The organism is Thermodesulfobacteriota bacterium (assembly GCA_035325995.1).
Classification (GTDB): domain Bacteria; phylum Desulfobacterota_D; class UBA1144; order Nemesobacterales; family UBA2774; genus JADLGH01.
Map to the genome: position 1 here is coordinate 36,045 of DAOKYU010000001.1, position 14,584 is coordinate 50,628.

The 14,584-nt window shown below is 62.7% G+C and carries 13 protein-coding genes; 9 read left to right on the forward strand and 4 right to left on the reverse strand.

The features are described from left to right. The 6 genes from PKC29_00175 to PKC29_00200 all read left to right on the forward strand — a co-directional run bounded on the left by PKC29_00175 (nt 1) and on the right by PKC29_00200 (nt 8,166). Entirely contained in the window at nt 1-465 is a 465-nt protein-coding gene (locus PKC29_00175; GenBank protein HML93827.1) for an ERCC4 domain-containing protein, read from the forward strand. Then, on the forward strand, nt 435-2,663 hold the full coding sequence (locus PKC29_00180) for an AAA family ATPase (protein HML93828.1): 2,229 nt from the start codon (nt 435-437) through the stop codon (nt 2,661-2,663). Before PKC29_00175 ends, PKC29_00180 begins: the two co-directional genes overlap by 31 nt. A gap of 29 nt (nt 2,664-2,692) precedes the next feature. Beyond that, on the forward strand, nt 2,693-6,013 hold the full coding sequence (locus tag PKC29_00185; protein HML93829.1) for a CHC2 zinc finger domain-containing protein: 3,321 nt from the start codon (nt 2,693-2,695) through the stop codon (nt 6,011-6,013). 417 nt (nt 6,014-6,430) lie between these two features. After that, a complete protein-coding gene (locus tag PKC29_00190; GenBank protein ID HML93830.1) occupies nt 6,431-7,288 on the forward strand; it encodes a hypothetical protein in 858 nt (285 codons plus the stop codon). After that, nucleotides 7,258-7,551, forward strand: a complete 294-nt coding sequence (locus PKC29_00195) for a helix-turn-helix domain-containing protein (GenBank protein HML93831.1) — start codon at nt 7,258-7,260, stop codon at nt 7,549-7,551. Before PKC29_00190 ends, PKC29_00195 begins: the two co-directional genes overlap by 31 nt. A gap of 84 nt (nt 7,552-7,635) precedes the next feature. Then, nucleotides 7,636-8,166, forward strand: coding sequence for a hypothetical protein (locus tag PKC29_00200; protein HML93832.1), 531 nt, complete (start codon nt 7,636-7,638; stop codon nt 8,164-8,166). A gap of 311 nt (nt 8,167-8,477) precedes the next feature. Here the strand turns inward: PKC29_00200 and PKC29_00205 are convergent, their stop codons facing one another. Continuing rightward, nucleotides 8,478-9,437 (reverse strand): tyrosine-type recombinase/integrase, encoded by a 960-nt coding sequence (locus PKC29_00205; GenBank protein HML93833.1) that lies wholly within the window; start codon nt 9,435-9,437, stop codon nt 8,478-8,480. After that, nucleotides 9,391-9,792 carry a hypothetical protein gene (locus tag PKC29_00210; GenBank protein HML93834.1) on the reverse strand — a complete coding sequence of 134 codons (402 nt, stop codon included), beginning with the start codon at nt 9,790-9,792 and terminating at the stop codon, nt 9,391-9,393. The genes PKC29_00205 and PKC29_00210 overlap by 47 nt, the downstream gene beginning before the upstream one ends. 218 nt (nt 9,793-10,010) lie before the next feature. Between PKC29_00210 and PKC29_00215 the strand changes: the two genes are divergently transcribed. Genes PKC29_00215 through PKC29_00225 form a run of 3 tightly spaced genes read left to right on the forward strand, consistent with a single transcriptional unit; the run spans nt 10,011 to nt 12,099 of the window. Next, nucleotides 10,011-10,298 (forward strand): hypothetical protein, encoded by a 288-nt coding sequence (locus PKC29_00215; protein ID HML93835.1) that lies wholly within the window; start codon nt 10,011-10,013, stop codon nt 10,296-10,298. After that, nucleotides 10,295-10,573: a hypothetical protein gene (locus PKC29_00220; protein HML93836.1), complete on the forward strand. Its 279-nt coding sequence runs from the start codon at nt 10,295-10,297 to the stop codon at nt 10,571-10,573. Before PKC29_00215 ends, PKC29_00220 begins: the two co-directional genes overlap by 4 nt. After that, nucleotides 10,573-12,099 carry a terminase family protein gene (locus tag PKC29_00225; GenBank protein HML93837.1) on the forward strand — a complete coding sequence of 509 codons (1,527 nt, stop codon included), beginning with the start codon at nt 10,573-10,575 and terminating at the stop codon, nt 12,097-12,099. The genes PKC29_00220 and PKC29_00225 overlap by 1 nt, the downstream gene beginning before the upstream one ends. Here the strand turns inward: PKC29_00225 and PKC29_00230 are convergent. Then, nucleotides 12,092-13,078, reverse strand: coding sequence for a metallophosphoesterase (locus tag PKC29_00230; GenBank protein HML93838.1), 987 nt, complete (start codon nt 13,076-13,078; stop codon nt 12,092-12,094). The two genes, PKC29_00225 and PKC29_00230, sit on opposite strands and share 8 nt — an antisense overlap. Nucleotides 13,079-13,082: 4 nt before the next feature. Then, nucleotides 13,083-14,396, reverse strand: coding sequence for an ATP-binding protein (locus PKC29_00235; GenBank protein HML93839.1), 1,314 nt, complete (start codon nt 14,394-14,396; stop codon nt 13,083-13,085). Between the last annotated feature and the right edge of the window lie 188 nt (nt 14,397-14,584).

Genomic DNA, 14,584 nt, shown 5'->3' on the forward strand with positions numbered 1-14,584 from the left:
GTGGACCGGGTCACCGTCGTCGTCGACACGCGGGAGCAGGAACCCTACACCTTCGAATCCGGTTGCACGGAGGTCGTCCGCCGCGCCCTCCCCGCCGGGGATTACTCCGTCGAGGGGCATGAGGATTCCGTGGCGGTGGAGCGAAAGACCCTCGAGGATTTCGTCTCCACCGTCATCCGTTCCCGCAAGCGGTTCACCAGGGAGCTGCGCCGTCTCTGCGAGTACGACGCCGCGTGCGTCGTGGTGGAAGCGGACCTCCGGGACATCCTCGGAGGCCGCTACCGCTCCGGAGCGCATCCCAACGCCGTCCTGGGAGCACTGCTTTCCATCGTCGTCGATTTCGGCATCCCGGTGTTTTTCTGCTCCGACCGGCAGGCCGCCTGCCGGTTCGTGGAGGAATTTCTACACAGGTATCACCGGAAGGTATCGAGACGATGCGAACAAGATCAAACAACCAATCCGTAACCGTCCGCGGCCGCATCGAGACGGTCTTCTACGCCGGGCCGCGGTTCTCCGCAGGCCGTCTCACGACGGCAGACGGCGACGAGGTGCAGTTCGCCGGACGCCTCTTCGCCCGTGAGAACGAACCGGTCGTGTTGAACGGCCGCTGGGTGACCCACCCGAAGTACGGCCGACAATTCGAGGTCGAGGGCATGGAATACGACCTCGATCTGGACGCCGACGGTCTCGCCAACTACCTGGCCAACCACCCGGAGATGAAAGGCATCGGCCCGGTCAAGGCCCGTCTGATCGCCGAACGCTTCGGTCACGATTTCGACCGGATCATCACCGACGATCCCGGACAAATCGCCGAGGCTGCAAGGCTGTCGCCGGACGCCGCACAGAAGCTCCGCGTGGAGTGGCTCAAGACGCGGGAGACCAACAAGGCGATCACCTGGCTGGCCGCTTTCGATCTCACCCATCACCAGGTGACGAGCCTGGTCAAAAAGTTCGGCAACGACGTGCTGGGACTGCTCAAAGCAGATCCATACATCATCGTGCGCGAGGTCCGCGGCTTCGGGTTCAAGCGCGTGGACAAGATCGCCCGGAAGATGGGCACAGCCAAAGACGACCCCGCGCGTATCCGGGCCGGTGTTCTCCACTGCGTAAACGAATCGCTGGACCAGGGCGACTGCTGGATCGAGTTCGAGGAGCTGGTCGATCAAGCCAACGTACTGCTGGTCATGGACGTCCTCGACAGCCGGGACCGCATTGAGCAGGCGCTTGACCGGCTCATCGACGAGAAGGTCTTGGTCTGCGTCTCCCACGGCGGGAGGTTCCTCGTCGCCAAACCCGAAATCCGTGCGATGGAGGAGGACCTGGCAAAGGTCTTCCGGAACGGCGGAGCGCCCAACCCGCACTTTTCCGACCGAGACCGCCTGCCCGACATGGTCGCTGAAACCTCGTCGCAGCTCAACGCGGGCCAGCGGCAGGCCGCCGTCACCGCACTTCGTCATTCGATTTCGCTCATCTCCGGCGGAGCGGGCAGCGGCAAGACCTTCACCGTATCCGCCATCACCGGCGTTTACGAAGAACAGGGACTGCGCGTCATCCTGGCCGCACCCACAGGCAAGGCCGCCAAGCGTCTCGAACAGGTCGTCGGCCATCCAGCGGGTACGATCCACCGGCTGCTGGGTTTCAACGGCAAAGACTACGCCCGGGGACCGGACGATCCCATCGATGCCGACGTGATCATCGTCGACGAGGTCTCGATGGTGGATGTGCCCCTGGCTTGGCACCTATTTCAGAGCATCGATCTTGAGCGGTCCGCCGTGGTGCTGGTTGGAGACCACAACCAACTGCCTCCCGTCGGACCGGGCAATCTGTTGCGGGACCTGGTCCAGTCGCGGATGGTTCCCACGGTGCTCCTCGACCAGGTGGTTCGGCAGGCAGGCATCCTGAAGGAGAACTGCATCGCCGTCTTGAACGGCGAGGTCCGCAAGACGAGCGATGCCGAACCCTCCGGCCGACGGGCTTGGTACGTGGTGGATCAGTTCACCGATCAATGGGACGCGCAGCGGTTCGTACTGGACCTCTTCGAAAATGTGCTCGTGGAACGCCTCGGGTTCGACCTGTTGACCGATGTCCAGCTTCTGACCCCGACCCACAAGGGCCCGCTGGGCACACGCGAACTCAACTGCGAGCTGCAGCGTCTGGTGCAGCGCAGACTCTGGAATGTCGAAGCGCCCCCGACGCCCCCCGGTCGCCGGCCCAAGTTTCTCGCGCATGACAAGGTCATCCAGACCCGGAACAACTACGAGATCGGCGTCATGAACGGCGCGATGGGCGTGGTTCTCCACGTCGGCCGCGACGGCTCTCTGAGCGTGGACTTCGACGGCATCCCGGTGGAGATCGAGGCCGGTTCGCCCAACCTGCAGGACATCCAACTCGCCTATGCCCTGACAATCCACAAGGCCCAGGGCTCCGAGTTTCCATGCGCCGTGGTGGTGGTCCACAAGAACCACTCCTTCATGCATCACCGGAACCTTCTCTACACCGGCGTCACACGGGCCAGACAGACGACGGTCCTCGTCGGGGACCGCTGGGGCATCTCGAACTGCGCCAGAAAGAGGAAACAGGACGACCGCCGAACGTTCCTCTCCCTCCTGCTGGATGCAGGTCGCCTTGAGGAATCCCGTGTCCCCGCGACGACCAGTCGGTAGCGAATGGACATTCTTGGAGCGGAGCACGCATGGCATTCGAACGTCAGGACAACGTGAGGGAGTATTACCGGCGGATCACCGAGGTCGACATCGGTATGGTCGCGCGGGAACTGCTCGGCGCTCACGTCCTGCATGAATCCGACCGCCTGCTCCAATGCGACTGCCCGAACCACAGTAGCCAATCGCACCGGTCCCTTCATGTCATGCTCGACAAGCAGGGTTGGTATTGCTTCGGCTGCGGCGTCGGCGGCGACGTGCTCCAGCTCGTGGAGTTCATCCAATCGGGCCAGGTGACTCGGGGCCAGTCCGGCCCCATGCCGGAGAGCCATCAGCATGCCCGCGATTTCCTCGCGGCCAAGGCAGGTCTGCCGTCTTTGGCCAAGCACGGACTCTCGCCCGAGGAACTGGCGGAAGCAGAGGCCCTGCGCCTGGTCGAACTGCGGGTCCATGAGGTGTTGACGACCCTGGCGGAACACTATCACGGGCGGCTCAAGGACAACCCCGAGGTCCTCGAATGGCTTCGGTCCAAGTACGGCCTTACCGTGGAGACGGTCGACAGGCTCCTCATCGGCTATGCGGACAACGACGGCGATGAAGGAATCGTCAGGAAGTTGACCTGTAAGGAACGCGGTTTTTCCCCGCGGGATTTGGCGGCATCCGGCGCGTTCCGTCCCACCAACCAAGACGGACTTGATCCGTTCTTCGACCGGCGCGTCGTGTTTCCCTACTGGAGCCGCGGCCGCGTCGTTTTCATGATCGGACGCAAGACACCGTGGACGCCTGACAAGCCATGGGAGCAAGGAAAATACAAGAAGCTCCCGGTCCACGACGAAAACACCCGCAAGCACATCGCCCCGTGCATCGACAACAGCCACCTTTACAACGAGGACTGTCTGCTCGCCGACCCGGAACGGTTGATCATCACCGAGGGCGTGACCGACTGCATATCCCTCATGGAACATGGCTTCCCAGCCGTGTCGCCGGTGACTGTCCGTATCCGCGAAGCGGATTGGGAGCGGCTGCTGCCGCGTCTTCGCAACGTGAAGACGGTCTACGTCTGCCAGGACAACGAGATCTCCCAGGCCGGGTTGAACGGCGCGCTCAAGACCGCATCAGTCCTTTCCGAGCACCGGATACAGACACGGCTTGCGGTTCTCCCCCTGGACGAAAGACGCGAGAACGCCCGCCGGGAGTTGCGGGAGCGGTTTGCTCTCGACGCCGCCGTGGGTGCCCGCGAACTGGCCAAGCGCCTCGACGGCCGGACCCCGGATGAAATCCGCGAGGCCGAGCGTCTGCTCTCCGAAGCCAAGATCGACGTCAACGACTACTTCGTGGCGGGTCACTCGGCCCAGGACTTCGAAGAGTTGATGGCGAAGGCCGAAACGCCCTTGGAGTTCGGCATCTCGCATCTGCCGACCGACGTCTCGGAGGAGGAGCGCAACCGGCTGCTCGAACCGATTCTGCGCGAAGCCGCATACCTCACCCCGCTTGAGCAGAACCGCCATCTGAAACTCGTTCAGGAGCGGTACGGCAAAACGGGACTCTCGCTGGCCACGCTGCGCGACCAAGTACGGGCGGTGAAGAAAGAGCAGAGGTCCCAGGCCAGGCAGGAACGAAAGCGGGAAAAGCGCTCATCGGAGGCATCTCCCGGATCGTGCCGGGCACGGATCGAGGAAGTTCTGCTTGAGACCGAAGAGGAGCGCGGCGCGCCCGATTTCACGCTCGCCGCCGAGGCTGCCTACGATTGGTTTGCGGCCCACGGGGCCCGGTTCTTCCGCACGCCCCAGGGCGAGCCGTTCATGTTCTTCGAGGACACGATCCTGTGGATGGACACGCCCGACCGGGGCCGTAAGCGGCTCTACGCGTCGCTCATGTACAAGCACACCGGGATGGTGCAGACCACCGGCGGCGGCAGGACATTCTATGAGGTGCTGTCAAACCTGGCGGTGGAGCGCGGACAGGTGCGGGAGCATTTTTCCTGGCTTCACACGGACGTGGCTAGGGAAACGGTCTACTTCAACCTGAACAACGCCGACCACGAGATCGCCAAGATCACTCCGGAGGGAGTCGAAATCCTCAAGAACGGCGGCAACGCGGACGGGGTCATCCTGGACGGTTCGCGGAAGATGGCACCGATCCGTTTCCTTCCTGACGCCGATCCCGCGGAAGCCGACCGGCTCCTGGTGGAGCTGCTGCTCAACAATCTCACCTGCGCGCCGGGGGATCGGGTGCTGATCCTCTCTTGGCTCTCCTGCTTTCTCCTGATCGATTTCGCCGGCACGAGGCCCATGACCCGGTTCGAGGGTCCCGCAGGCTCGGGCAAGACCACCGCGAGCAAACTGATCTCGGCGCTGCTCTACGGCGAGCCCCAGCAGAAGAAGAGCACCGACGCGGCCAACTATACCGACGGCTCGCAGAACCCGCTCATCGTCCTCGACAACATCGAGGTCAAGCAGATGACCGAGGACCTGACGACCTTCATCCTGACCAGCATCACCGGCATCGCCAAGGAAAAGCGCAAGAGCGGCACGGACACCGAAACGGTCATCGAACGGACCAAGTGTCTGCTCAACACGACCGGCATCGAACCCCTGGGAGGGGAACTCGCGGAAATCCTGTCCCGCTCGTTCATCATCCGCTTCGACATGGACGAGCAGGCGAGCGATTGTTTCCTCGAAGCGAAAATTCTGGCTGCGCTCCGGGAGCACCGCGATCTGATCGTCTCTTCCCTGATGAAACGCACGAGCCACCTGCTGGCCATGCTCCGGGCCGGCGCTCAAGAGAAGGTGATGCGGCTTCTGCACCGGAGCCTCGGAAACCACAGCAAGCGGCGATGCAACGACTACCTGAGTCTCATGTACCTGATGATGCTCGCCGGGGAGCGACAGGAAGTGATCGACCGGGCGCTGGAGGAACTCCATCCGCAGTTCGTGAGCCGGATCGCCACGCTCAACAGCGTCAGCCTCGAGACCGCCCGCGAGTCCAATCCCATCGCCACCTGTCTGGCGGCGCTCTTCAAGGCCTACCGGCACGCACTCGATGCGGACCGGGAGAGCACCGCACTGAACGTCGCCAAGACCAACAAGGCGGCCTTCCTCGAACGCTACCAGCTCGATTTCCGGAGCGAGACGACCGTTGAGGGCGCTCTGGCCCGCGATCTGTTCGTGGCCGTCAAACGGCTGTCCAAGGATTTCGGCCTGTGCTTCAACATGAACTCGGTGCAGCAGTTCGCCCAACGCTTCTCGAACGACCTGGACACCATCCGCCAGGCCGGGTTCGAGATCGCCGTCAACCGGTCGGAGCATTCCGTCCGGCGCACCGCCACCTACGACATCACCTATCTCGTCTGATTCTTTCCCCTGACGATGCTCTCCCGTGCGAAGGGTACCCTTCGCAAACCGCGAAGGACCTTCGCACCCGTAAACCTCGTCATATCAAGCTGTTGAGCCGACCCTGCGAAGGTGCGAAGGGTTTCAGGGGTTCATCCCCTTACTCAGAAAAAATATCGCTTGTCGTGACCCCGTGTCTCCCGACGGACCACCGGTTGTTTTTTCGGTCCGCGCGGGAGTGATTCTCCCGGTACCCTTCGCACCTTCTCCTTCCTTCTTCATATCTAACAGCAATATCAATCATCTACAGCACTGCGAAGGCTCCTGCGAAGGTTCGAGCCGCATTCATCGACCTTCGCACCTTCGCATCCCGGCGGTACGGACCCCGCTCCGGTAGGTATCCCATGAAACGGAAACCACACGATTGGAGCAGGGAACGTGAGCCTTCTCGAACTCATGATGCAACAGACCGCCGGAGGATCGGCCCCGGTCGATACGAGCAATCCGTCGGTCGATGTCTCCACGCCGGAGACAACGGAACCGTCTGAGCGCAACGGTCCGCAGGAAACCGCCGATCCCGACGGCACCGCCCTCTATGCGGCCACGAATCTGGACTCCTGGGAAACCGACAAACCTCGACACTTCGCTCGGGACGTGGGCATGGACGGCATCTGCTACCGCCGTCTGGACCCGGAATACTACGCCTGGCTCCGGCACAAGATGGCGCTGGCCAAAAAAGCGCTGGAGGCGGGACGACTCGATTCCGCCGCCTTCGACGGATTGCGAAACCGCTTCAACGACATCCATGCATGGGCTGTCGCACGTTTCGGTGAGAACGAGCTTCTCGCCGCCGTTCGGAGCCTCGATCCTAAGACCTATCCGCCGCCGGCGATTGACCCGGCCGCCCAGAGTCGTCCCGCTTGTGCCGCACCCGTCTCTCCGGTTGCATGCCCCCCTGGACCGGCTGTCGAGCAATACCTTTACCCCAAGGACGGTGAGTGGCGTTTCACGGAGAAGGTCCCGCAATCAGCCATCGACAAGGTCGATGCCGTCCGGGACCAGGCGCTTTCCTTCGGCTGGTCCGAGGCGCGGCTCTATCAGAACCGGGGACGGTTCCGTTTTCCCTGCGGCGAAGACTACGGTCTCGTCTGTTTCGTCGATGCCAACGAACGCATCGGCCAAGTGACCCGGCAGTACATCGAGATCATCGGTCCGCCACCGCGGGAGAACCGCCTTCGTTTTCACAACCCGGATGTGGATCAACCATGGCTCAAGAGAACGAATCCAGAAACATGAAACGGCCTTACGCCAATGCCAGGGATGTCCTGCCGCCCGAGGTGCTCGACACCGTCCGACGGCATTTTAGCGGTCTCCTCTGGGTGCCGAGCGACGTGGGCTTCTACGAGGAACGCCGCAAGCTCGTGCTGGCGCTCAAGGATCAAGGCGTGCCCACCCGCGAAATCGCTCGGCTTTCCGGCGTCACGTCGCGTCGGGTGCGCCAGATCGTGGCTCAGAGCCGCGAGGAATCCATTCCGACGCATCGCGATCCGCTCCGGTAGGTATCGAGGGGGTTTCCCCTGAAGAGGGCGAAATTCGCCTTCCGCCCCGAACCCCGAGATGCCGAAACGAAAAATGCGGTGACCATGGCAGACGACAAGGCCCAAGACAGGATCGGAAAACACGACGCGGGTCAGCTCAAACGCTGGCACCGCAACGCCGCGTCCGAGCAGGAGGTCCGCAAGACGGCCAAGGCGCGGACCGGTAGCGGCGCAGTCCCTGGCAACCAGAACAGCCTGCGCCACGGCATCTACGCCGACCGCTTCCTCTCTCCGGAGGAGCGTCCTCTCTTCGAGGCCATCATCGGCCAGCTCTACCAGGACTTCGTGTTCAACAAGAGCTCGGACTTCATGCAGGTCGAGCTGGTGGCGGTCTACTTCCTCAAGCTTGGCCGCGCCCAGGAGTCCGGCGACTGGGACGCCGCCGAGCGGCTGGACCGGATGATCCGCTGTCACCTTAAGGACCTCAAGGCCACCAAGATCGCCCGTGAGGGCGAAGCGTCCCAGGGACCGGAGACGACGCCGGCCGAGTGGGCCACAGCCCTGCTTGAGAAGCTGGCGGAGTCGCAGAAAAAACCGGCCAGGAAAACGACCGCTGGAGGGAAAACACGGAAATGAGGTCGGATAACACCACCGCCCGCCATGCAGCGACCCGCGAAACACGCGGACTTGCGGCCATCCCCAGCCTGGGAATGTCGGATAAGACGTGTTCTCTGACATTCCGAAGCCGCCGGTCACCGGAAGGTTCTCTCAATCAATGCTTCCGCCCGGCTCCCGAAGGCTCCGATGCTGCCCGCATCATTGCCTGCGGATGTGTTCGGGGACGCGACTGTAGGCTGACTGTCTCTTTCCTCTGTCATTGCCTGTCCGAAGGCGGGAATGGAAAAGCGGCCCGGGTGGACCGCTTGGCTTCCATGGGCGGCGGCGGATCAGAGGCGCTCGAGGGCGTCCTCCAGCGCGCCGTCCACAAGGTGGGTGTAGACCTGGGTGGTCGACAGGTCCCGGTGCCCAAGGGCCCGCTGGACCACCAGGATGTCCCCGGTCCGGCTGTAGAGGTGGGTGGCGAAGGTATGACGCAGCGCATGCGGACTGAGCTTCTTGTCTATTCCCGCGGCCTTGAGCCAATACTGGAGCCGCCTGGCCACCTGACGCTCGCAGAGCCGCTCCCCGCGGTTGGAGAGGAACAAAGCCCGGCATTCGCCGTCGCCCCGGCGTCGGCGCTCGACCAGGTAACTCCGCAGGAGGGAGCGCAGAGTGGACTTTAGAAACTTCACTTGCGGGACGGAGCCCTTGGCGAGCACGCGGAGATGCTTGGCGTCGAGGTCCACGTCCTCGATGTCAAGGTCGACGAGTTCCTGCAGCCGGATGCCGGTCCCGAGGAAGACCTCGATGATGACGCGGTCCCGGATCGCCAGGGAGGATGCCCTGCCGCGAAGTTCCTTGAGCAGACGGCCCTTCTCGGCCTCGGTCAGAAACTTGGGGGGAGTCCGGGGAAGCCTGCGAAGGGTCAACGACCCGGCCGGATTCTCCCGGACGATCCCGTTCCGCTCGGCCCAGGTGAAGAACGACCGGACGGCCGCCTTGAACCGGTGCATGGACGCCGGCGAGCGAACGCCGCCTCCAGCCGAGGTCGTCACCTCCGGTGAGGTCAGCGCCTCGTCGATCATGGGGCTGGTCACCTCGTCCGGGACGATTCCCGGATGCCTCCGGAGGAGCGCCTCTGACAAGTACGAGAGGTCGCGCAGGTACGCGCTGATGGTGTTCTCCGAGCGCCCTTCAGCCGCGAGCCTTCTGCCGAAGGCTTCCAAGGCTTCGGTGAAACCGGGCCGCGCGCTGGGAGGCTCAGGACTGCTCAGCAGCCGGAGACTCGATGGCGTCGTGTTCGTCATTACGCTCTCCTCCTTTCTTGGCGCTGCGGCCCATGGGCGTGTCCTTGGGCAGGGGCAGCTTGTCGATGCGGCCGGTCTCCTTGGCCCAGATCAGAAACATGCGGAGCACCCGCTTGGTCTTTTCGACCGTGGGCGCGGAGCGCTCCCGCCCGTTGGGCAGCTTGAGCAGCGCATCGGACTTGAAGAATTTTCCCACGTGCGGAATGAGGACGCTGGACAGCTTGCGCTCCGCACCGAAGAAGGCCTCGATCTGCTCGAAGTCCTTGCCGTAGGTGTAGAGCGTCCGCTCCTTCTTTCCCTGGGTCCGCAGGTGTTCCAGATAGGCCTGTGCGGCCTGATGCAGGGTCTCGTTCATGACTCGTTCTCCTTTCGTTCGTTGAGTTCAGGTTTCCCGATCCGGATGGTCTCGGGTTCGAAAAAGCTCATTCGGCACCCCCTTTCAAACGGCTCAAGTCCTTGTAAATCAAGGCTCTGCGCACATTCACATACAGGCTTCGCGTGCGCCGGAAGTCAAGGCGTTCCATGCACATTCCAGAGAAACAATCAGGCCCTGGGCGGGCCGGGAGGGGAATCATGAGAAGACAGGTCGAAACGATCCTGAAGGCGCTGTTGGCGGCGAGTCTGGCGGCATCCCTGCTGGGTTGCGCCGCTGCCAGGCCGCCTCAGCGGATTCAGGACGCCATTCACACGGCGAACCGCTACATGCCGGAGTACGTGGCCGAGGCCAACAAGGCCCTGGCCGACGCGGAGCACCCGGACCGGGAGCGCCTGGCCGGCATCGGTGACCGCCTGGCCGGGGTATTGGACGCCCTGGACCGTTGGGCGTCGGGGCAGGAAACGCCGGAGGGGGACAAGCAATGAAGGAAATCCTGGAACGGAACAGCGAGGCCGTCCGCGAGGCTGGACGGCAACTGGTCGAAATCGGTGCGGAGCTGGCTGCCGGGAAGATCGACGATGCCCTGGCCCGGCTCGATACCGCCCGGCAGGCTTACCCCGAGTGTGAGGAGCTCGATCAAGCCGCGGCTGATATCGAAGGGGTGATCCGCGACCGCGAAGGGATGCTCGCCGTCCAGCACATCCTGGCCGAGATCGTCGGCACGGTCCTCGGGTCGGTCTTGAGGTCGAGGCTGCCCTGATGGCCCGGATATCCGCCAAGGAGCGCAAACTGGCGGAGACCCTGGCGGACCCGGTCCTCTGGGGACAGGGATACCTGCGCAACCGCGACGGGGGACAGCGGGTCTACTGGCCGCACCAGGCGGAAGACCTGCTCTGCCCGGACAAGAATATCATCCACCTCGACGGGCGTGATGTGGGCAAGAGCGTCTGCATCACCACCGACGCCCTGCATTTCGCCTTCACCAACCGCGGCTGCCAGGGACTCGTCGCCGCGCCCCACCAAGGGCATCTCGACACGCTGATCGAGGAGATCGAATTCCAGCTCGACGCCAACCCGGACCTCATGGTCAGTGTGGCTCTCACCAAATACGGCAAGCCCAAGATTCACCGCAAACCATACTTCCGGCTCGAATTCACCAACGGCGCGATCCTCTACTTCCGTCCCGCCGGGGCTTACGGCGACGCTTTCCGCTCGCTGCATGTGGACCGGGTCTGGGTGGACGAAGGGGCTTGGCTCACCGAGCGGGCCTGGAAAGCGCTTCGCCAGTGCCTGAAGTCGGGCGGCAGACTGCGCATCTATTCGACGCCCAACGGGCTGCGTGACACGACCTATTACCGCTTGACCGGCTCGACCCAGTTCCGGGTGTTCCGCTGGCCTTCCTGGCTGAACCCGGCGTGGACCCAGGAGCGCGAGGCCGAGTTGCTGGAGTTCTACGGCGGCCGGGACAGCGCGGGCTGGCAGCACGAGGTGGCCGGCGAACACGGCAAGCCTTCCTATGGGGCGTTCAACATCGAGCACCTCAATCTCTGCCGACAGAATGTGGTCGAGTACCAGAAGGTCGTCGTCACCGGCGGGGAACTGCGCGGCTGCGCCACCGAGGAGGAATCTCACGACCGCCTGGAGATGCTGCTCAATCTCCTGCCGCGGACCGGCGTCTTCTGGATCGGCGGAGACTTGGGGTACACCAACGACCCGACGGAGATCGTAGTGTTCCAGGAGATCGAACTGCCCGAGCGCAGGATCGTCAAACTGGTCCTTCGAGTCCGCATGGAGCACGTTGCCTATCCCCACATCGCCCAGACCGTCGCTCTTCTGGACCGGTATTACACAGCCGCGGGCATCGGCGTGGACAACGGCGGCAACGGAATGGCCGTCGTTCAGGAACTGCTGACCCTGGACAAGTACAAAGACCTGGCTCTTCAGGGGCGGCTGCGCGGTTATGACTTCGGGGGCATGACCACCTTGGCCGTGCGCGACGGCCACGAGGTCAGGAAGCGGACCAAGGAATTCATGACCAGTCTTATCGCCGGGGCGCTCCAGCGACGTCAGCTTGTGTTCCCCATCGAGGACCTGGAGATCGAGGACCAGTTCACCACCCACACCTACACGCTGCACGACGGACGCATCGTCTACTCAAAGGGCAACGACCACGTCATCGACGCCGTGCGCTGCGCCATGCTGGCCCGGGAGCAGTCCGTCCTCAACCAAGTGGGCGAGGAGACGGTCTCTCTGGTGCCGCTTACGACCGAGCCGGTCTTTATCTGAGGAAGGTCTGGAGCTTCGAGCCGGTCTCGTCGATATCGAGGACGGCGTAGCCCACATGAGCGTCGGGCAGGTTGATATGCGTCATCCGCCGATACCAGCGGGGCGCTTTGACGCCCCTTCCAAGGTCGATGGTATCTTCCGGAACCCGGCCGATGAATTCGAGTGTCTCGGCAACCCATGAAGCATCCGTTTTGGCGGTGTCCAGACACGATTCTCTTACGGCGTCGAAACCATCCCGAAGCCGTTTTTCCGCTTCCTCGACGGTGCTTACCGCGAACGCATTCCAGACCATGCTGGCGGGCGCTCCCATGTGTCCACTGACGGTGAAATCCGCCCTCGTCCTGGCACCGATAAGTTCCACGAAAGGCTCCTTTCCCGGGCTGACATGGGAAACGAAGATGCGCACCATGGCCGGGGCCGCATCCCTTTCGACGGTTTGTATCAAATCGGAGAACTGGGAAAGCGCGCTCCATATCTTCCCTCCGCCGCCTGCGATGGGCCGTTGCATCATCTTCGAGCCGGGAAGCACATTTCCACCGAGCCCGGAGATAAACGCCGGTCCGACCCGGTACCCACGCCGGTGATGCAGGATGTGGAGGTTTGTTACGGCGACATCGCCGTGGAAGAGCCGCTCGACGACCTCCTTGTCCTCGTGGTTTCCCCAGACGGCGTAAACGGGAACATGGAACGATTCGATCCCTTCGAGGAAAAATTGAAACGCGCCAAGCAAACGGTGCTCCCTCGCCGTTCTGATCATGTCCTTTCGGGAAAGCGCCAGGATTCGGTCCCGTTCGGTTCGCGGCAGATCGGAATGCGCGACGTGAAGACGAAGCTCCCGGTCCGAGAGGCGCTCGAAACTCCCCTCGTCGAAAAACCCGAAGTCCCCGGCGTGGATCACGGCATCGGCCCGGACCCGGTCGGTCAGTTCGTCGATCACCCCGAGCCTTCCGTGTGTGTCGCTGATCAGCAAGAATCTCATGCAGCTATTCCGTAGATTCCGGCAGTTCGAGGAGGAACCGCCATGCCGGGACCACTTCGATGGTCCCGCCGCCGGCCTCGATCCGCTCGTCCTCGTTCCGGGTCACGATGGTTCCGGTGGAGAGACCCAGTTCTGCCATCGCCTCACTCAAGGCCGCAGTCTCCCGTTTCCGCGTTTGCGGCTCCGCCAGAGACTCGCACACCTGGACCAGCATCCGCGGCCGGCCTCGCATCGGGACGATGAAATCGACCTCCCGGCCGGCCTTGGTCTTGTAATAGTAGATTTCCGGATGAAGACGCCGGAGCGCGGTGAACACGAGGTTCTCAAGGAGATGGCCGGAGTTGACCAGAATTCCCGACGACACCGAAATGACCAGTGCGTGATCGATGCAGTAGACCTTTTTCGGATTGGTGTTGCTACGCGCGAGGGACGGGTCGAATATGCGCACGGTGAACAGGAAATATGCGTCCTCGAACCATTCCAGGTAGTCCGACACCGCGGACTTCGGAGCCTTATGGCCCAGCGACTTGAGATAGCCCGTGAGACTGTTGACCGAGTAAAGCGAAGCGGTGTTGTCCACCAGCCAGTGCGCCAGATCGGTCACCGCCTTCGGGTGTGAAACATCGTGGCGCTCGACCAAATCCCGAAACAGGATGGTGTGAAAGTATTCCTGGTGGGTCTTGATCCGCAGGTTCCGGCCAAGGCCAGCGACCTCGGGGAAGCCGCCGGCCTCCCAGTATTCCTCGAAGGCCTTTTGAACGAGGAGCCGCTTTTTCGTCGACAGCGCGCCCTCGCTCGCGATTCCTTTGTAGTCCAGGAATTCCCTGAACGAAAACGGAAACATCTCCCACGAAAGCGCCCGCCCGCGCATCTGCGTGGCGATCTCCTTCGACAGCATTCTGGCTGACGAACCGGTCAGATACACCTCGCATTTTTCCGTGCGCATCAAACGGTCGACGAAGGGCTCCCAACCGGGGGCTGCCTGAATCTCGTCGAAAAAGCAGTAGATCGTCTCGGTGTTTTTCTTCTCCGGGTAGATGGAGTAATAGGCCTCGGCGATCAGGCCGAGATTGTCCTGCCGCAGGTTGTGGAGGCGGTCGTCGAAAAAGTTCAGATACAGAATGTTCTGCCGGGGAACCCCACCGTCCAACAGCCGCTGGATAACCTGGAACATGTATGTCGACTTGCCGCTCCGCCGCACCCCGATGCAGACGGCGGCCTTGCCGTGGACCGCCTCGATACGCAAACGCCGGGGCACCCCGGTCTCCAGTCGGGTTTCCTGGAAATCCAGGATGATGGATTTGATCGTCTCTATCATAGGGTCACTCCTGGCCATGGTTCCTTCCGGTTTCTGCCTTATCCGGGAATAAATATAGCCGGTTTGGTCTCTAAGTGTCAAGGGATATTTCCGGATACGGTCTGACCTCCCCAGCCCGAACAACCCGCCCACCGACGTTCCTTCCTCGCCTCCGGTAGATAACCCCAGGGGCGGGCTTTCCCCGCCAC